Genomic DNA, 17,641 nt, shown 5'->3' with positions numbered 1-17,641 from the left:
CATTGCTCATTTATTAAGAGGACCGTACTAGATTAGCAATCTATGTTACCCTCAGAGTATGAAGATAACACACTGCAAATTAAAGAAAAAGTACAGAAAGAACTGATCCGTTTTTTTGTGCTGGAAGTTACTGCCCGTGCCACTGCCGATATTTTAGGTATCCATCCCAATTCGGCAGCCCTGTTCTACCGCAAAATCCGCTAAGTCATCAGCCATCATCTGGCACTGGCTACTAATGAGATTTTTGATAGCCCAGTTGAGTTGGACGAAAGTTATTTTGGCAGACGGCGTAAGGGTAGGCGCGGTCGCGTGGCGGCAGGCAAAGTGGTCGTCTCCGGTATTCTGAAACAGCATGATAAGGCCTATACGGTGGTTGCAGATAACGACAAGTATGAAACTTTACTGCCTGTCATCAAATAAAAAATTATCCCTGACAGCATCATTTACACGGACAGCCTAAGCAGCTACGACAGACTGGATGTGAGTGGTTTTATCTATCACCGCATCAATCATGCCAAAGCGTTTGCAGACCGTCAGAACCACATCAACGGCATCAAAAATTTTTGGAATCAGGCAAAACGCGCCTTACGCAAATACAACGGAATCGACCGCAAATCTTTCCTGCTGTTCTTGAAAGAATGCGAATTCCGGCTTAACTTCGGCACACCATCCCGGCAGCTTAAAACGCTGCGGAAGTGGTGTGGAATTTAGGGCTAATCTAGTACAGCCCCTTATTAAAAGCTGTTGGTGCAGGGCTTGGCTTTCTATTGCTTATTCATTCAAATCAAATATTCAGCCTACTACTACCGGAGGGATAAAGGCCACGATGTCGTTGGCAACAATCAGCTGCTCTCAACCGGCAAAAGCATGTACCGCCACGCGCACACGTTCCTGTTGTATAGAGTAAAGCTGTATTGCTGTGAAAGTTGTTCGTATAAGGCTGCCGTGGCCCAGCCTTCGGCGATGTGGATTTTTCCTTCTTTGCCTGCTCGCACAGGGCGGCGAAATACAGCTCAGTGATTTCAACAGTTGAACTCAATGTTCACCTCCGAATTTGTGTATCTAGGCAGATATCTTGGATTTGGATAAAGGGGATGCCGCGCTGGTAGGTAGCGGCAGCAAAACCGGCAAGGTCGCCGATTACGCCGCCGCCGAGAGCGAGGATAGTGGTACGGCGGTCGGCATGGTGCTGCAACAATCCAGTGTAGATTTGCTGGAGGGATTCGTTATTTTTGTATTGTTCGCCGTCGGGCAGGATGATGCTGCAGGTACTGATGCCGAGTTGTCGGCAGGCGGCTTCAATAGAAGCAAGGTAGAGCGGGGCAACGGTCTGGTTGCTGATGATGGCGGCTTTGCTGCTAATGTGTGGGCGGATGTGTTCGGCCAGATTATCAAGCAGGCGAAAGCCGATGTGGATGGGGTAGCTGTGGCCGGGGGGACATGCAAAGTTTGCTCTCTGCCATCCTCTCCTTCTTCAGCCAAATATTTTTCCCACCCCACTCTTGAATTCAACGTCACCAGCCTTATCTTCAAGCCCGCACAAGTGGTGTGCCGTGCCCTGCCCGGCATATTTCTGTTTACCCTCAATCGGGTAGCAACAAAATCATCAAATTCAATTCTGGAGAGAAGATTTATGAAAATTCGTCCGTTGCACGACCGTGTGGTTATCAAACGCCTGGAAGCCGAAGAAAAAACCGCTTCCGGTATTGTTTTGCCCGGCTCTGCTGCTGAAAAGCCCGATATGGGCGAAGTAGTGGCCGTGGGCGCCGGCAAGCTCACCAAAGACGGCGGGCGCCGTAAGCTAGATGTGAAAGTGGGCGACCGTGTGATTTTCGGCAAATACAGCGGCCAAACCGTGAAAGCAGACGGCGAAGAGTTGCTAGTGATGCGCGAAGAAGACATTTTTGGCATCATCGAATAAGCAACCTCATCAAGACAACAATTTCTGATTTTTTATTTTAGGAGTCATACATATGGCAGCAAAAGATGTACAGTTTGGCAATGAAGTCCGTCAGAAGATGGTAAACGGCGTAAACGTTTTGTCTAACGCCGTGAAAATAACACTCGGCCCGAAAGGCCGTAATGTGGTGTTGGACCGCACTTTCGGCGGCCCGCACATCACCAAAGATGGCGTTACCGTGGCCAAGGAAATTGAACTGAAAGACAAGTTTGAAAACATGGGCGCACAGATGGTGAAAGAAGTCGCCTCCAAAACCAACGATGTGGCCGGCGACGGTACCACTACCGCTACTGTGTTGGCACAAGCCATCGTGGCCGAAGGCATGAAATACGTTACCGCCGGCATGAACCCGACCGATCTGAAACGTGGTATCGATAAAGCCGTTTCCGCTTTGGTAAAAGAATTGCAGAACATTGCCAAGCCAGTGCCAGAGAAATCTAAGGAAATCGCCCAAGTGGCTTCTATTTCCGCCAACTCCGACGAATCCATCGGCAACATCATCGCCCAAGCCATGAATGAAGTGGGCAAAGAAGGCGTGATTACCGTGGAAGACGGCAAATCGCTGGAAAACGAAGTGGAAGTGGTAAAAGGCATGCAGTTCGACCGCGGCTACCTCTCCCCCTATTTCGTCAACAACCCGGAAAAACAACTGGCCGAGCTGGATAGCCCGTTTGTTCTGCTGTTTGACAAGAAAATCAGCAATATCCGAGACCTGCTACCCGTGCTGGAGCAAGTGGCCAAAACCAGCCGTCCGCTGCTGATTATCGCTGAAGATGTGGAAGGCGAAGCCTTAGCCACGTTGGTGGTGAACAACATTCGCGGCATCCTGAAAACCGTGGCTGTGAAAGCCCCGGGCTTCGGCGACCGCCGCAAAGCCATGCTGCAAGACATCGCCATCCTCACCGGCGGCACTGTGATCGCCGAAGAAGTGGGCTTGTCTTTGGAAAAAGCCACGCTGGAAGATTTGGGCCAAGCCAAACGCATCGAAGTGGGCAAAGAAAACACCACCATCATCGATGGTTTGGGCGACAAATCCGCCGTAGAAGCCCGTGTGGTCGAAATCCGCACCCAGATTGACACCGCTACCAGCGAGTACGACAAGGAAAAACTGCAAGAGCGCGTGGCTAAACTAGCCGGCGGCGTGGCCGTAATCAAAGTGGGCGCGGCCACCGAAGTAGAAATGAAAGAGAAAAAAGACCGCGTAGACGACGCGCTGCACGCCACTCGTGCCGCTGTGGAAGAAGGCGTAGTGGCCGGCGGCGGCGTAGCCCTGCTGCGTGCCCGCTCTGCCCTGAGTAAAGTGGAAACTGCCAATGCCGACCAAGAAGCCGGCGTGCAAATCGTATTGCGTGCGGTTGAGTCTCCGCTGCGCCAAATCGTGGCCAACGCCGGCGGCGAGCCGAGCGTGGTGGTGAACAAAGTGCTGGAAGGCAGCGGCAACTTCGGCTACAACGCCGGTAACGACAGCTACGGCGACATGCTGGAAATGGGTGTAATCGACCCGGCCAAAGTTACCCGCTTTGCGCTGCAAAACGCCGCTTCCATCGCTGGCCTGATGCTGACCACCGAATGCATGGTAGCCGACATTCCGGAAGACAAGCCCGCCGCTCCGGACATGGGCGGAATGGGAGGCATGGGCGGAATGGGTATGATGTAATTGTCCCAACGCCATGCAAAAGCACCCTCGCCTGAGGGTGCTTTTTCTTGCCTGCCGTTTGCCGTTAAAGGCTACCTGAAATTTTAGCTTCGCAGAAACTTCACTGCGCTGCGTTTTCAGGTAGCCTCTTCCCCATCACTAATCCGCATATTCTCTATAAATAAATTTCTATATATAACAACAAATAATAATCAAAATGAAAATTCATCACGCCAAACTTAATCCAACATCAAACTTTGGCACGCTTTATGCTTATCCACTATCGAAATTTCTTTTTCTACCCATCTAAACTATCCAACAATTATTAGGACACCAAATAAATGGCTACAGCAGTGAGAAAATTATCCCGAAACAACAAATCCCGCAGCAAACACAGCGGCAGGAATGGCGGCGGCGCATTGCGTTCAGTCGGCCTTCTGTTGGCTCTGATTCTGGTGGGTGGCGGCGTATATGCCTATATAAACCCGGAAATCATCGAGCAGGCAAAATCCATTGTCGGCTTGGCCGAACCGGCCAATGAAAGCGGTATGGGCGCAACCGCCCCGCAAGTGCCTGCTGCCCCCACCATCACCGATCCGAAAGCCGTTGAAGCACTGAATATGGCGAAAGTATGGGTGGAAACCCGCTTAGCCAAAGGTACCCGCTTGAATGAAATCAATGAAGCAATCGACGTTCCTGCTGGTCAGGAGGAGTTCTGGCAGAGTATCACTCTTAGTCAAGGCGCGATTACTGCTATTCCTGCCGGCAGCACTGCCGAACGTGCGGTTCTCCTGCTGCCAATGCAGTCGCAGGGTCAATTGATTTGGGCTTGTGCCGGCGATATCCCGCAGGCTATCGAAAGCATCTGCACCCAGTAAAGTTACTCTCTAGCTGTTCTTTTAGGCTGCTTGATTTTTCAGGTAGCCTGCTTTTTGCCTGCATGATTCGTAGTATATGGCTAAAGTACACTTTTCATATAAAGCAGCAAGCCACAGACAGTACAAGAGTGCGACAAGGTAGGTCTACGCCGTATAAAGAAATCAATGCATTTAGCTATAAATCTTTTACAACACAAACCAAACAAAGAGCTACCTAAAACCCATTTTCAGGCAACCTTTGCCATACTGGTTGCTTAAATCTGCCCTTACCTCAATACAGCCAAAACCAGAGTATCTGTTTTCCCGAGAACACAAACATTCCGGTATTACCTGCTGCCCAATCTGTCCACACTCACCCACGCAGTTCTTTGGGCAGCACAAACACGATGCCCTCTTTCTTGCCTTCCCTTTCCTGCACCGTTTCATAGCCCCAACTGTGCACGGTATCCACTACCTCTCGCACCAGCACCTCTGGTGCAGAGGCTCCAGCAGTAATCCCCACCCGCTCTTTGCCGGTGAACCATTCCTTTTTCAGGTAGCCTGCATTATCCACCATATAGGCATCCACGCCATGCTGCGCGGCCACTTCGCGCAAACGATTGCTGTTGGAAGAATTGGGCGAGCCTACCACCACCACCACATCGCTGGCCGCCGCCAGCTGCTTCACCGCTTCTTGACGGTTGGTGGTAGCATAGCAGATGTCTTCCTTGTGCGGGCTTCGGATATTGGGAAAGCGCGCCCGCAGCGCATCGATGATTTCCTTGGTTTCGTCAATCGACAGCGTGGTTTGGCTCACGTGCGCCAGCTTATCGGGGTTGCGTACTTCCAAATCGACCACATCCGCCGCCGTTTCCACCAAAAGCATACTGCCAGGCGGCAGCTGCCCCATCGTGCCTTCCACTTCCGAATGGCCAGCATGGCCGATCATGATGATTTGGTAGCCGTGCTCGTCCAATCGCGCCACTTCACGGTGCACCTTGGTTACCAGCGGACAAGTGGCATCAAACACACGGAAACCACGCTCCGCCGCTTCCTGCTGCACCGCCTTGGATACGCCGTGCGCCGAATAAATCAGTGTAGCGCCGGGCGGTACTTCCTCCAACTCCTCCACGAAAATCGCCCCTTTGGCGCGCAAATTGTCCACCACGAATTTATTGTGCACCACTTCATGCCGCACATAAACCGGCGCACCAAACAGCTCCAATGCCCGTTCCACAATACTGATGGCACGGTCCACTCCTGCGCAAAAACCGCGCGGATTGGCCAGCATAATGGTTTTCACCATGTTTTTCCTCTATGTGTGTCTGTTGCTATCTTTAGGTAGCTTGATTTCGCCTGCCCTGACAGAAACCGTCAATTACGAACAATACTGCGCCAATACAGATAAAACTATCGGCCACATTAAACGCCGGATAGTAGCGATTATTCCAATAAAACAACAAGAAATCGATTACATGCCCGTAGTTGATGCGGTCGATGACATTACCGATGGCGCCGCCGATAATCATCGCTGCTGCCACATCACCCAAACGGCCGAATTTCCCAGAACGGATACCCAATGCCAAATACAGCGTAACCACCGCCGCCAAGCCGGCAAACAAATATTTCTGCCAGCCTGAGGCACCGGCCAGGAAACTAAACGCCGCACCGGGGTTGTACACATGTGTCAGATCGAAAAACCCCTCGATAACCGGTTCGCGCCAGTTGAACACGATATGATCCAACACCCACAATTTGCTCCACTGATCGGCCACCACTACCAAAGCAGCCAGCAAAGCATACGACCACAGCCGGAACCACGAAACTTCTTTCATATTCATCATCACCTAACAGATAAAAAGTGGCTGCACTGTACTATAAAGCGCCTGCATGCAGCCAAACTTATGGAACAGGCTCCAGCGTCAAACAAACATCCCGCCTCTCTCAACTCCATTCAGGCTATAGCTGAAGCAACATCTTCTCCTACCAGACCATGAGCCGTAGACAGTACAAAAGTACAGCAAGACGAGCCAACGCAGTAAGAGAAGAGAAGTGCGTTAGCGATACCTGAAAGCAAAGCGCTGTGCAGAGTAGTAATAATCTGAGCACGCCGCAGTCGATGAGGCGGATTGTTTGCGTAGCGGCATGGGCCAGCGGTACGGGGACAGCGGTTTGCCAAAGTGCCCAGCCGGAGAACGTCAGCAGGGTGCAGCCTGCCCATGAAGAGGCTTTTCTGCTGCACGGTTTTGGCTGAGCGGTGCGGCCGACGGCGGGCGGTATAGAGCGCGTAGATGGCGAAACACAGCGGCAGGTTCGGCCACAGCAGATTGGCCAACTATGCCCGCCCGGCACTGCGCGGCCGTGCAGGAAATACACAAAATCCGGTGCGAGGCTGTCGATAACCATGGCTGGGAAGTGAACGCGGCGGCGGGTAAAGGGCAGCATGGCAACGGGGTGAGCAAGGGTGAAGGGCATGGTTGGGGAAGATTTGAAGGTATGGTAAGAAATTACCTGAAACTTACTTCATTCGTTTTCAGGTAGCTTTTTTGAGTTGGGTATGCGAATGCTAGTGTGTGGGCGCAAGATTATAGCTGAAACAATTATTTTTTTATACCAGGCGGCGAACCGCAGGCAGTATGAGTAATACGGAAAGCCAAGCCAACGCGGTATGAAGAGAGTAAGGGTTTTAGCTATGGTAAACCAAAGGCTACCTGAAACCCACTCATCAGCGTTTTTTAAACACCAAATCCCACACACCATGCCCGAGCCGTTTGCCGCGTGCTTCAAATTTGGTTTCGGGGCGGTAGGCGGGAGTGAGGGCATAGGCTTCAGCGGTGTTTTGCAGCTCGGGGAAACTGCCCAGCACTTCGAGCATCTGCACGGCGTATTCTTCCCAGTCGGTGGCGAGGTGGATGTAGCCGCCGCTTTTGAGTTTGGGCAGCAGTTTGGCCACGAAGGGGGCTTGAATCAGGCGGCGTTTATGATGGCGTTTTTTGTGCCAGGGGTCGGGGAAGAAGATGTGGATACCGCTTAGGCAGGCATCGGGCAGCATGGTTTCCACTACTTCCACGGCATCGTGGCGCATCACGCGGATATTGGCAATATCCTGTTCGGCCATGAGTTTGCACAAATTGCCCACGCCGGGGCCGTGCACGTCGATGGCGAGAAAGTCTTTTTCAGGTAGCCTTTTGGCGATTTCGGCGGTGGCAGTGCCCATGCCGAAGCCTATTTCGAGGATTTTCGGGGCTTCCCGGCCGAAGACGGCATTTAAATCAACGGGCGCGTGTTGGAAATCCAGGCCGAAGCGCGGCCAGTTTTCATCGATGGCGCGCTGTTGGGCGGGGGTCATGTGGCCTTGGCGCAAAACGAAAGATTTGATGCTGCGCGGGTGTTGTTCGTGTTGGGCATCGGATTGGGTCATGTTGGGTATCTGCAATGTGTGGCTCAAATGGCGCTATATTGCCAGCATCGGGCGGGGCGCTCAAGTTTCAACCGCTTCCCGACAAACACAGCGGCGGTGCTTTGTGCGATAATTCGCCAGATTTATTCACACTTCAGAAACAGGGATTGATTATGGCAGAAGCAAAAAACAAGGCAGATAAAGCGTCTACTCCTGAAGACGATAAGAAAAAGGCTCTGGCCGCCGCGCTGGCGCAGATTGAAAAGAATTTCGGCAAAGGCTCCATCATGAAGATGGACGGCAGCCATCAGGATGAAAACTTGGAAGTGATTTCCACCGGTTCTTTGGGTGTGGATTTGGCGCTGGGCGTGGGCGGTTTGCCGCGCGGGCGCATTGTGGAAATCTTCGGCCCGGAATCTTCCGGCAAAACCACGCTGTGCTTGGAAACCATCGCGCAATGTCAGAAAAACGGCGGCGTGTGTGCCTTTATCGATGCGGAAAACGCGTTCGACCCGATTTATGCGCGCAAGCTGGGCGTGAAGGTGGAAGAGCTGATGGTGTCGCAGCCGGATACGGGCGAGCAGGCGCTGGAAATCTGCGATATGCTGGTGCGCTCCGGCGGTGTGGATATGGTGGTGATCGACTCCGTGGCCGCGCTGGTGCCGAAAGCGGAAATCGAAGGCGAAATGGGCGACAGCCACGTCGGCCTGCAAGCCCGCCTGATGAGCCAGGCCTTGCGCAAGCTCACCGGCCACATTAAGAAAACCAACACTTTGGTGGTGTTCATCAACCAAATCCGCATGAAGATCGGCGTGATGTTCGGCAGCCCGGAAACCACCACCGGCGGCAACGCGCTCAAGTTCTACGCCTCCGTACGCCTCGATATCCGCCGCATCGGCCAGATTAAAAAAGGCGACGACATCCTGGGCAACGAAACCCGCGTGAAAGTGATTAAAAACAAAGTGGCGCCGCCGTTCCGCCAAGCCGAGTTCGATATCCTCTACGGCGAAGGCGTAAGCCGCGAAGGCGAGCTGATCGACTGGGGCGATAAAGTCGGCATCATCAAAAAATCCGGCGCGTGGTATAGCTACAACGGCGATAAAATCGGCCAAGGCAAAGACAACGTGCGCGTGTGGCTGAAGGAAAACCCGGAAGTGGCCGCCGAAATTGAAGCGCAAATCCGCAAGGAAGTCGGTATCAATATCGAGATTACCGAAGGGCAACGCGACAAGACCGACGGCGAACAGCCGGAAGAGTAAGTCTGCCGAAAAGGCTACCTGAAGATACCAAATGCAAGATTTTCAGGTAGCCTTTTTCATTTTAGCTTCGCAGAAGCCTTGCGCGAACAACTGCACCAAAGCGCCGCCCTGCTGCCGAAATGGTACAACAGGGGCTGGATAGGTAGTTGGAATAAGGAAAAGGCACCTGAAATAAAAATGGAGCTACCTGAAATCACAGCTGCAACGCAATTAAAACTCACTTCGTGAAACTGCACTTTCAGGCAGCCTTTTGCAAGAGAGCAAAAGGCAATAAAAAACCTTTGTTTCGCAACAAAGGTTTTTCAATTTGGCGGAAGCGGTGAGATTCGAACTCACGGTGGGCCTAACCCACGACGGTTTTCAAGACCGCTGCATTAAACCACTCTGCCACGCTTCCAGTTTAGTGAAGCGCGCACTATACAGGTTTTTTGCGAATTTGAACAGCATTATTTTGTATAACTGTTCCAAATAGGAAGGGTACTGTGTTGGTTCGCCGATTTGTCTCATTTGGCCATACAGCAGGGTGGAGAAACCTTGCTTTTAGGCTGTTGCAATAGAAAACAGGCTGCAACTGCGTGCAGCCTGTTGGCTATTTTTGGTGGGTCTGGCTGGTCTCGAACCAGCGACCAAAGGATTATGAGTCCTCTGCTCTAACCCCTGAGCTACAGACCCGGCTAGAAAGGGCGGCATTGTACCGACAAGCCGCCGGCCTAGCAAGGATTACTGCTTGTTTTCCTCGCCGTCTAGGAAGCTGCGCAAGCGGTCGCTGCGGGTGGGATGGCGCAGTTTGCGCAGAGCTTTGGCTTCGATTTGGCGGATGCGTTCACGGGTTACGTCAAACTGTTTGCCCACTTCTTCCAGCGTATGGTCGGTGTTCATGTCGATGCCGAAACGCATGCGCAAAACTTTGGCTTCACGCGGAGTGAGGCTTTCTAAAACGTCTTTGGTGGCTTCACGTAGTCCGGAATACATGGCGGCATCGGCCGGGGCAATATTGTTTACGTCTTCGATAAAGTCACCTAAGTGGCTGTCGTCGTCGTCGCCTATAGGGGTTTCCATAGAAATAGGCTCTTTGGCAATCTTCATGATTTTTCGGATCTTGTCTTCCGGCATTTCCATCAATTCGGCCAGCTCGGCGGCGTCTGGGTCTTCACCGGTTTCTTGCAGATACTGGCGCGAGATGCGGTTCATTTTGTTGATGGTTTCAATCATGTGCACTGGGATGCGAATAGTACGCGCCTGGTCGGCAATCGAACGGGTAATGGCTTGACGTATCCACCAAGTAGCGTAGGTGGAGAATTTGTAGCCGCGCCGGTATTCGAATTTATCCACCGCTTTCATTAAACCGATATTGCCTTCCTGAATCAAATCGAGGAATTGTAGGCCGCGGTTGGTGTATTTTTTGGCGATGGAAATTACTAGGCGCAGGTTGGCCTGTATCATTTCTTGCTTGGCAGCGGCGGTTTCTTTTTCGTTCGCCACCATGTTTTTGCTGATTTTTTTCAGTTCCGCAATGGAAATCTGCGCGTGTTTCTCCTGTTCGATGAGAATATTCTGCTTTTCGATGATGGCATATTGGAAACGGCTCAGGGCCTCGCTCCACACATGGTTTTTGCTGATTTCGGCTTCCACCCAATTTAAATCGGTAATATTGGACAGGAAATTGTTGATAAAGTAATCGCGATCCATGTGTACACGGTTGAGGCAAATGTCGCGGATTTCGCGTTCCAGGCGGCGGATGCTGTCTACGCGAGTGCGCAGATTGTTGCTCAGAGTTTCAATCTGGCGGGTGGTAAAGCGTACATTAAGCAGTTGATCGGCAATATAGTTGCGCAGGTTCAGATAGGTTTTGTGCTGGCTGTGGTGTTTTTGCAGCGCAGCAATCATTTTCTGATAGGTAGCTTGGATGTTTTCAAAGTGTGCCAACACTTTTTGCTTGAGCTCTTCGAGGTTGGCGGCAGAGATGGCGCCAGTATCTTCTTCAGTACCTTCTTCATCTGCATTGCTGTCTTCGTTTTCATCTAAATTGGTATTGGGAGCCGCCTCTTCGGCTTTTCCCACACCGATGCCCAATTCATCAAGCAGCTCTTCGTGCGGGTCAATAATATCTTCCACCGCTTCGTCCACCCGGATTTCACCGTTGCGAATCTTTTCAATCAGTTCGAGGATTTCAGCAATCGAGCCGGGGCAGGCGGAGATGGCCTGAATCATGTTACGCAGGGCAGTTTCGATTTTTTTAGCGATAACAATTTCGTCTTCGCGCGTGAGCAAATCCACCTGCCCCATTTCGCGCATATACATGCGCACAGGGTCGGTGGTGCGGCCGAATTCGGAGTCGGCGCTGGAGAGGGCGGCTTCGGCTTCGGCAACGGCATCGTCGTCGGTCATGTTGGCCGTATTGTCGGCCAACAGCAGGGTTTCGCTGTCGGGCGTTTCTTCGGTTACCTGAATGCCCAGGCCAGAAATCATATTGACGATGTTGTCGATCTGCTCGGCATCCGACATATCATCGGGCAGGGCGTCGTTGATTTCGGCGTAGGTGATGTAGCCGCGTTCTTTACCTTGCAGAATCAGCTGTCTGAGCCGTGCCCTTTGCTCCTCCGGCGTGAGCGGGCGGTTGCTTTCGTCTTGTTCTTCGGTGGCGGGGTTGTTCTGTTCGGACATGTTTCTCTCGTTGTTCACAGGTCGGTGTAATCGGCATTGCCTAAATGGTGCCGTTGACAGGAGGACGCCTCAAAAGCTCCAGCAGCAGTTTGGTTTCGTCATCGCTCAAGCCGTGTTCGATGCGTTTGCGTTTCAACGCTTCAACTTGCTGGGTTTTCAAGGCGTTCATCAATTTTTGCATACCCGATTGGAAATTCAGTGCGTCGGATTCGCCATCCCCCTCAAAGTGGGCGCTGTCCGTACCGGACTGCATGATGCGGCTGATATTGCCGTAATAGGGGGTGTTGCGCATGGCTTCCATCAATCCGGCACTGGATAGCGGCGAGCGGCTGCGGCGCACATGGGCGGCCATGACGCTCAGGCAGGCAAGGTCGGCATCCAGTTCCAGATGGTCGGGTAGGTCGATATATGTAGCCCATTGCGGATTTATCAATAGGCGGCGGATTTGTTGTTGCGCCAAGCTCAGCATTTGCGGCTGGCGGAAGGTTTGGCGCGGCAGGGTGTAGCGTTGCTGGGCAACGTGGCGTTTGGGGACTTCCTGCCCCATCAGATGCGCCAAATTGGCCGGATCGATGCCCACTAAGTTGCTCAGTTTCTGCTTGAGCAGGAAGGCGAGAGCGGGGGCGGTAATCTGGGTGAGCAGCGGGGTGGCGGTTTTCACCAGCTCGGCCTTCCCTTCTTGGCTGCGCAAATCGAGCTTGGCGGTGAGCGCGTCCCAAAAATAGGCGGAAAGCGGCTTGCTTTGGTGCAGCAGCATATCTTCAAAACGTTCCCGCCCGTGTTCGCGCACATAGCTGTCGGGGTCGTGGCCTTCGGGCAGAAAGAGGAAGTGTAGCGATTTGCCGTCTTTCAGTTGGGGCAGGGCGTTTTCCAATGCACGCCAGGCGGCTTTGCGGCCGGCCGCATCGCCATCGAAGCAGAAATAGATGCTGTCGGTTTGGCGCATCAGAATTTTAACGTGCTCGGCGGTGGTGGAGGTGCCCAGTGCGGCCACGCAGTAGCCGATGCCGAACTGCGCCAGCGCAACCACGTCCATATAGCCTTCCACCACCAGGATGCGGCCGGCTTCTTTCACAGCGGCACGGGCTTCGTAGAGGCCGTAGAGGTTTTTGCCTTTATCGAACAGCGGGGTGTCGGGCGAGTTGAGGTATTTGGGTTTTGAGTCGTCCAATACGCGGCCGCCGAAGCCGATAACCTGCCCGCTGCTGTTGCGGATGGGGAACATGATGCGGTGGCGGAAGCGGTCGTAGTGGCTGCCGTCTTTTTCAATCACCATGCCGCTGTTTACCAGTGCTTCGGAAGGGTAGGGGGTGAAACTTTGCGCCAGCGGCCGCCAGCTGTCGGGCGCGTAGCCTAGGCCGTAGTGGGTGGCGACTTCATTGGAGAGGCCGCGTTTTTTCAGGTAGCCTTTTGCTGCTTCGTTGGCGGCAAGCTCGCGGGTGTAGAAGGCAGCAGCTTGGGCGGTGGTTTCTTCCAGGGTTTGCTGGCGCTGTTTGCGGCGCGCGCGCGCTTCGGGGCTTTCCTGCCGGCCTTTTTGCTGCGGCACCACCATACTGGCACGGTCAGCCAGATACTGCACGGCTTCGGTGAAGCCCAGCCCTTGGTATTCCATGACGAAACCGATGGCCGTGCCGTGTGCGCCGCAGCCGAAACAGTGATAGAACTGTTTGCTCGGGCTGACGGAGAACGACGGAGTCTTTTCTTTGTGGAACGGGCAGCAGGCCATGTAGTTGGCGCCGCCTTTCTTCAGCGGCACGCTCTCGTCGATGATGTCGACAATATCGGTTTTGGCCAGCAGCTCGTCGATGAATTCGCTGGGAATCATGGCGGGCCGGGGTTTCGGTAGGAAAGGTTACCTGAAAATGGGTTGGGGGAGTTTTCAGGTAGCCTCAATGCTGTGCGGACAGCTATGGGTTTATTTGGCAGGCGGAACGTAGCCTTGCACCACATCGGCTTCGCCGTCGCCGAAGAAGTAGTTCTCCATCTGTTGCGACAGATACTGGCGCGCGCGCGGGTCGGCCAGGCTGAGGCGGTTTTCGTTGATGAGCATGGTTTGGTGGCGCGTCCAGGCATCCCATGCTTCCTGCGATACGTTTTCAAAAATGCGCTTGCCCAAATCGTTGGGCAGAGGTGGGAATTTGAGGCCGGGCGCTTCTTTGCCCAGCTTGATGCAATTTACCATGCGGGTCATGTGCTTTCCTTTTCGGGTGGTGTGGATGAGGTTTAACGGTTGTTTAAGCCCAATACGTCTTGCATATCGTATAGGCCGGTGCGTTGCTGTTGCAGCCACACGGCAGCACGTACGGCGCCGGCGGCGAAGGTCATGCGGCTGGAGGCTTTGTGGGTGATTTCCACACGCTCGCCTTCGCCGGCAAACAGGGCGGTGTGTTCGCCCACGATATCGCCGCCGCGCACGGTGGCAAAGCCGATGGTTTGCGGGCTGCGCGCGCCGGTGTGGCCTTCGCGGCCATACACGGCGCAGTCGGCCAGGTTGCGGCCGAGGGCGCGGGCAATCACTTCGCCCATACGCAGGGCGGTACCGCTGGGGGCGTCCACTTTGTGGCGGTGGTGCGCTTCGATGATTTCGATGTCGTAGCCTTCATTCAGCACGCGGGTTACGGTGTCGAGAATGTGGAAGGTGAGGTTTACGCCGATGCTGAAGTTGGCGGCAAACACAATGCCGGTGTGTTCTGCAGCGGCAGCGATGGCGGCTTTGCCCGCTTCGTCGAAACCGGTGGTGCCGATAACCATTTTGATGCCGCGCTTGGCGCAGCGGGGCAAAAGGCTACCTGAAATATTGGGGTGAGTGAAATCGATGAGCACGTCGCAGTTGGCGAGCACGGCATCGATGTCGCTGCTGACGGCTATGCCCGTTTTCAAGCCGGAAGCATGGCCGGCATCCAAACCCAAAGCTTCGGAGCCTTCGTGTTCCAGCGCGCCGGTGAGCACAGCGTGCGGATTGGCCGCCACGGCTTCAACCAGCACTTTGCCCATGCGGCCGTTTACCCCGGCCAGGGCAACTCTAATGGTGGCAGACATAATATTCCTCAAGCGGGTAATATTCCTCAAGCGGGATTATTGTGCGGATTGGCCGGCAGGTGCGGCTTGCTGTTGTTGCTTGCGCAATTCGTCCAACACATCGCCTTCAGCTTTAACCAGGGAGTCGTTCGCATCGAAATACAGGGTGAGGTTTTTGCGTTCGCGCACTTTGCCGCCGCGGCTCACTTCAAAAACGTAGTCCCAGCGGTTGCCGTGCAGCGGGTCGCGCAGCAGCGGCGTGCCCAGAATGTGCTGCACCTGCTCTTTGCTCAAGCCTTGGTGCAGCGAGGCTACGGCCTGCAAATCGAGCTCGTTGCCTTGCACGATGGTGAGCTTGTAGGAGGGGAAGCGGGCGAGGCGTTCGGTGCTGCACGCGGCCAAACCGATGCAGGCAGCCAAGGCCAAATAAACGGATTTATTCACAAATATGCCTTTCAAGATAAATCGCGCACCGCCCCGGCTGAGTAATTTAAAGGTGGGCAAGTGCCTTAAAAATGCGTATTATAACGGTTGCTGACAAATTTGAGCGACAGAACATCATACATCATGGAAAACAATATTGCACAACTCAAAGGCAGCGGCCTGAAAGTAACCGGCCCGCGTTTGAAGATTTTGGATTTGTTTGAAACCCATGCCGAAGAGCACCTGAGCGCGGAAGACGTATACCGCATCCTCTTGGAAGAAGGCGTTGAAATCGGTGTGGCCACCATTTACCGCGTTCTAACCCAGTTCGAGCAGGCCGATATTTTGTTGCGCCACCATTTCGAGAGCGGTAAAGCGGTGTACGAGCTGAACAAGGGCGACCACCACGACCACATCGTGTGCGTGAAATGCGGCAAAGTTACCGAGTTTCACAACCCCACCATCGAAAACTTGCAAGGCAAAATTGCCGAAGAAAACGGTTACCTCATTGTGGACCACGCGCTGTATCTGTATGGTGTGTGCGGCAATTGTCAGTAGAAACACTTCTATAAAGCAGGCAGCAATATTTTCAGGTAGCCTCTATGGCTCAAAATATTCCTTTGCTACCGGAAGGCTGTTTGCAGTTTCCCGACCCGCGCTTGGCCATTGCCGAACACGATGGCTTGGTGGCAGTGAGCCGGGATTTAACGGCACAGCGGCTTTTGGCGGCTTATCAACAGGGCATCTTCCCGTGGTTTGAGGAGGATGGCCTGTTTTTTTGGTTTGCCACCGCACCGCGCACGGTGCTGCATCCTCAGCGGCTGCACATCAGCCGCTCGCTGGCCAAGACCATACGCAACTGGCATTATGCGGTAACGGTCAATCAAAACTTCCACGCCGTGATTTCCGCCTGCGCCGCCACGCCCAGGCCGCATCAGGGCGGCAGCTGGATCGCACCGGCGTTTCAGGTAGCCTACAACGAGCTGCACCGCATCGGCCATGCGCATTCGTTCGAATGCTGGTATCCCGATGAGGGCGGGCATCTGCTTTTGGCCGGCGGGCTTTATGGCGTGCAGATCGGGCGGGTGTTTTTCGGCGAGTCGATGTTTGCCTGGCAGAACGATGCCTCGAAAATCGCCTTTGCCCACGCCGTGCCGTTTTTGCAGCGCTGCAGCATCGCCTTGATTGATTGCCAGCAAGACACGCCGCATCTGGCGCGTTTCGGCTCGGAGCTGATGGCTTTTGACGATTTCCAGGCTGAATTAAACCGCCTGACCGCACAAACACTTGCCGAACCCATCGGCCAGCGCCTGCTCCAACAGCAGGGCGCGTGGTTCGGCAAGGAGGCGTGAGTGCCGAAACCGGTTCGCAAGAAGCGCGTTACATGGCACAATATCGGCTGTTTTAGATTACAGGCTACCTGAAAATTTCAGGTAGCCTCCCGCTTACTCTATGGCGGATAAACCTGCTTTCATGCCGGGCGGGCTATCATGCCGCGGCAAAAGGAAAGTGAATCCGCCGTATCACCCATCATCCACAAGGAGAAACCATGTCTCTACAAAACATCATCGAAACCGCGTTTGAACAGCGCGCCGAAATTACTCCGCACAACGTTTCCGCCGAAGTGAAGGAAGCTGTGCTCGATACGATTTATCAGCTCGATTCCGGCAACCTGCGCGTGGCCGAGCGGCAGGGCGTGGGGCAGTGGAAAGTGAACGAGTGGGCGAAAAAGGCCGTGCTGCTTTCCTTCCGCATTGCCGATAACGAAGTGTCCAGCGACGGCGTGAGCAAATATTTTGACAAAGTGCCCACCAAATTCGCCGATTGGATTCCGCAGCAGTTTCAGGTAGCCGGTTTCCGCGCCGTGCCCGGCGCCGTGGCGCGCCGCGGCAGCTTTATCGGCAAAAACGTGGTGCTGATGCCTTCTTATGTGAACATCGGCGCCTATGTGGACGAGGGTACGATGGTGGACACTTGGGCCACCGTGGGCTCTTGCGCGCAAATCGGTAAAAACGTGCACCTGAGCGGCGGCGTGGGTATCGGCGGCGTGCTCGAGCCTTTGCAGGCCGCGCCCACCATTATTGAAGACAACTGCTTCATCGGCGCGCGTAGCGAAATCGTGGAAGGTGTGATTGTGGAAGAGGGCAGCGTGATTTCCATGGGCGTGTATATCGGCCAATCCACCAAGATCTACGACCGCGAAACCGGCGAAATCCACTACGGCCGCGTGCCCGCCGGCTCGGTGGTGGTGTCAGGCAGCCTGCCGGCTAAAGACGGCACGCACAGCCTCTACTGCGCCGTGATCGTGAAGAAAGTAGACGCGCAAACTCGTGCAAAAACCAGCGTGAACGAATTGCTGCGCGGCGTGTAGCTTGCCGGATTTTCAGGTAGCCTGTTTGCAAGAAGGCTACCTGAAAGCTATTT

The 17,641-nt window shown here is 53.9% G+C and carries 17 protein-coding genes, 2 tRNA genes and 2 pseudogenes; 9 read left to right on the top strand and 12 right to left on the bottom strand.

Features of this window, described 5'->3' with window-relative positions:
• The first annotated feature begins 58 nt into the window (after nucleotides 1-58).
• Nucleotides 59-711, top strand: a pseudogene (locus A7Q03_RS09795) (IS1595 family transposase).
• 367 nt (nucleotides 712-1,078) lie between these two features.
• Here the strand turns inward: A7Q03_RS09795 and A7Q03_RS09790 are convergent.
• A pseudogene (locus tag A7Q03_RS09790) lies at nucleotides 1,079-1,417 on the bottom strand (3-dehydroquinate synthase); the annotation flags it as partial.
• Between the two features lie 216 nt (nucleotides 1,418-1,633).
• On the opposite strand from A7Q03_RS09790, the gene groES reads away from it, so the two are divergent.
• The 3 genes from groES (at nucleotide 1,634) to A7Q03_RS05295 (ending at nucleotide 4,474) form a co-directional block, all read left to right on the top strand.
• Nucleotides 1,634-1,921, top strand: a complete 288-nt coding sequence (gene groES, locus A7Q03_RS05305; protein ID WP_067444054.1) for a co-chaperone GroES — start codon at nucleotides 1,634-1,636, stop codon at nucleotides 1,919-1,921.
• A 52-nt stretch (nucleotides 1,922-1,973) separates the two neighbouring features.
• Complete coding sequence (gene groL / locus A7Q03_RS05300) at nucleotides 1,974-3,617, top strand: chaperonin GroEL (protein ID WP_067447982.1); 1,644 nt, start codon at nucleotides 1,974-1,976, stop codon at nucleotides 3,615-3,617.
• A 332-nt stretch (nucleotides 3,618-3,949) separates the two neighbouring features.
• Entirely contained in the window at nucleotides 3,950-4,474 is a 525-nt protein-coding gene (locus A7Q03_RS05295) for a hypothetical protein (protein ID WP_153705562.1), read from the top strand.
• Between the two features lie 352 nt (nucleotides 4,475-4,826).
• Here the strand turns inward: A7Q03_RS05295 and ispH are convergent, their stop codons facing one another.
• From ispH to trmB, 4 genes are all read right to left on the bottom strand, one after another.
• The gene (gene ispH, locus A7Q03_RS05290; protein ID WP_067447977.1) at nucleotides 4,827-5,759 is read right to left on the bottom strand and encodes a 4-hydroxy-3-methylbut-2-enyl diphosphate reductase; all 933 of its coding nucleotides are present in this window, start codon (nucleotides 5,757-5,759) and stop codon (nucleotides 4,827-4,829) included.
• Nucleotides 5,760-5,790: 31 nt separating this feature from the next.
• Nucleotides 5,791-6,297 (bottom strand): signal peptidase II, encoded by a 507-nt coding sequence (gene lspA / locus A7Q03_RS05285; RefSeq protein WP_153705563.1) that lies wholly within the window; start codon nucleotides 6,295-6,297, stop codon nucleotides 5,791-5,793.
• Nucleotides 6,298-6,436: 139 nt separating this feature from the next.
• Entirely contained in the window at nucleotides 6,437-6,928 is a 492-nt protein-coding gene (locus A7Q03_RS09785; RefSeq protein ID WP_255361307.1) for a DUF4184 family protein, read from the bottom strand.
• A gap of 250 nt (nucleotides 6,929-7,178) precedes the next feature.
• Nucleotides 7,179-7,874 carry a tRNA (guanosine(46)-N7)-methyltransferase TrmB gene (trmB, locus tag A7Q03_RS05275; RefSeq protein ID WP_067447972.1) on the bottom strand — a complete coding sequence of 232 codons (696 nt, stop codon included), beginning with the start codon at nucleotides 7,872-7,874 and terminating at the stop codon, nucleotides 7,179-7,181.
• 152 nt (nucleotides 7,875-8,026) lie between these two features.
• On the opposite strand from trmB, the gene recA reads away from it, so the two are divergent.
• Both recA and A7Q03_RS10135 read left to right on the top strand, forming a co-directional pair.
• On the top strand, nucleotides 8,027-9,112 hold the full coding sequence (gene recA, locus A7Q03_RS05270) for a recombinase RecA (protein ID WP_067447970.1): 1,086 nt from the start codon (nucleotides 8,027-8,029) through the stop codon (nucleotides 9,110-9,112).
• Nucleotides 9,113-9,190: 78 nt separating this feature from the next.
• Entirely contained in the window at nucleotides 9,191-9,340 is a 150-nt protein-coding gene (locus tag A7Q03_RS10135; RefSeq protein WP_156496203.1) for a hypothetical protein, read from the top strand.
• A gap of 80 nt (nucleotides 9,341-9,420) precedes the next feature.
• On the opposite strand, the gene A7Q03_RS05265 is transcribed toward A7Q03_RS10135, so the two are convergent.
• The 7 genes from A7Q03_RS05265 to A7Q03_RS05235 all read right to left on the bottom strand — a co-directional run bounded on the left by A7Q03_RS05265 (nucleotide 9,421) and on the right by A7Q03_RS05235 (nucleotide 15,238).
• Nucleotides 9,421-9,509 (bottom strand) — tRNA-Ser (locus tag A7Q03_RS05265).
• A 199-nt stretch (nucleotides 9,510-9,708) separates the two neighbouring features.
• Nucleotides 9,709-9,784 (bottom strand) — tRNA-Ile (locus tag A7Q03_RS05260).
• Nucleotides 9,785-9,832: 48 nt separating this feature from the next.
• Entirely contained in the window at nucleotides 9,833-11,776 is a 1,944-nt protein-coding gene (gene rpoD, locus A7Q03_RS05255) for an RNA polymerase sigma factor RpoD (RefSeq protein ID WP_067447968.1), read from the bottom strand.
• Nucleotides 11,777-11,816: 40 nt separating this feature from the next.
• Nucleotides 11,817-13,601 (bottom strand): DNA primase, encoded by a 1,785-nt coding sequence (gene dnaG, locus A7Q03_RS05250; protein WP_067447966.1) that lies wholly within the window; start codon nucleotides 13,599-13,601, stop codon nucleotides 11,817-11,819.
• A 90-nt stretch (nucleotides 13,602-13,691) separates the two neighbouring features.
• Complete coding sequence (locus A7Q03_RS05245) at nucleotides 13,692-13,967, bottom strand: oxidative damage protection protein (RefSeq protein ID WP_049257916.1); 276 nt, start codon at nucleotides 13,965-13,967, stop codon at nucleotides 13,692-13,694.
• 32 nt (nucleotides 13,968-13,999) lie between these two features.
• The gene (gene dapB, locus A7Q03_RS05240; RefSeq protein WP_067447964.1) at nucleotides 14,000-14,815 is read right to left on the bottom strand and encodes a 4-hydroxy-tetrahydrodipicolinate reductase; all 816 of its coding nucleotides are present in this window, start codon (nucleotides 14,813-14,815) and stop codon (nucleotides 14,000-14,002) included.
• Nucleotides 14,816-14,851: 36 nt separating this feature from the next.
• Nucleotides 14,852-15,238 carry an outer membrane protein assembly factor BamE gene (locus tag A7Q03_RS05235; RefSeq protein ID WP_067448212.1) on the bottom strand — a complete coding sequence of 129 codons (387 nt, stop codon included), beginning with the start codon at nucleotides 15,236-15,238 and terminating at the stop codon, nucleotides 14,852-14,854.
• Between the two features lie 87 nt (nucleotides 15,239-15,325).
• Between A7Q03_RS05235 and fur the strand changes: the two genes are divergently transcribed.
• The 3 genes from fur to dapD all read left to right on the top strand — a co-directional run bounded on the left by fur (nucleotide 15,326) and on the right by dapD (nucleotide 17,588).
• Nucleotides 15,326-15,775, top strand: coding sequence for a ferric iron uptake transcriptional regulator (gene fur / locus A7Q03_RS05230; protein ID WP_185737504.1), 450 nt, complete (start codon nucleotides 15,326-15,328; stop codon nucleotides 15,773-15,775).
• Nucleotides 15,776-15,819: 44 nt separating this feature from the next.
• Nucleotides 15,820-16,569, top strand: a complete 750-nt coding sequence (aat, locus tag A7Q03_RS05225; RefSeq protein WP_067447962.1) for a leucyl/phenylalanyl-tRNA--protein transferase — start codon at nucleotides 15,820-15,822, stop codon at nucleotides 16,567-16,569.
• Nucleotides 16,570-16,766: 197 nt separating this feature from the next.
• Complete coding sequence (gene dapD / locus A7Q03_RS05220) at nucleotides 16,767-17,588, top strand: 2,3,4,5-tetrahydropyridine-2,6-dicarboxylate N-succinyltransferase (RefSeq protein WP_067447960.1); 822 nt, start codon at nucleotides 16,767-16,769, stop codon at nucleotides 17,586-17,588.
• Nucleotides 17,589-17,641 lie beyond the last annotated feature (53 nt).

This window comes from Eikenella sp. NML99-0057, from assembly GCF_001648535.1.
Classification (GTDB): Bacteria; Pseudomonadota; Gammaproteobacteria; order Burkholderiales; family Neisseriaceae; genus Eikenella; species Eikenella exigua.
The sequence above is the reverse complement of the archived record's forward strand: the minus strand, read 5'-3'. Positions and strand labels throughout refer to the sequence as shown.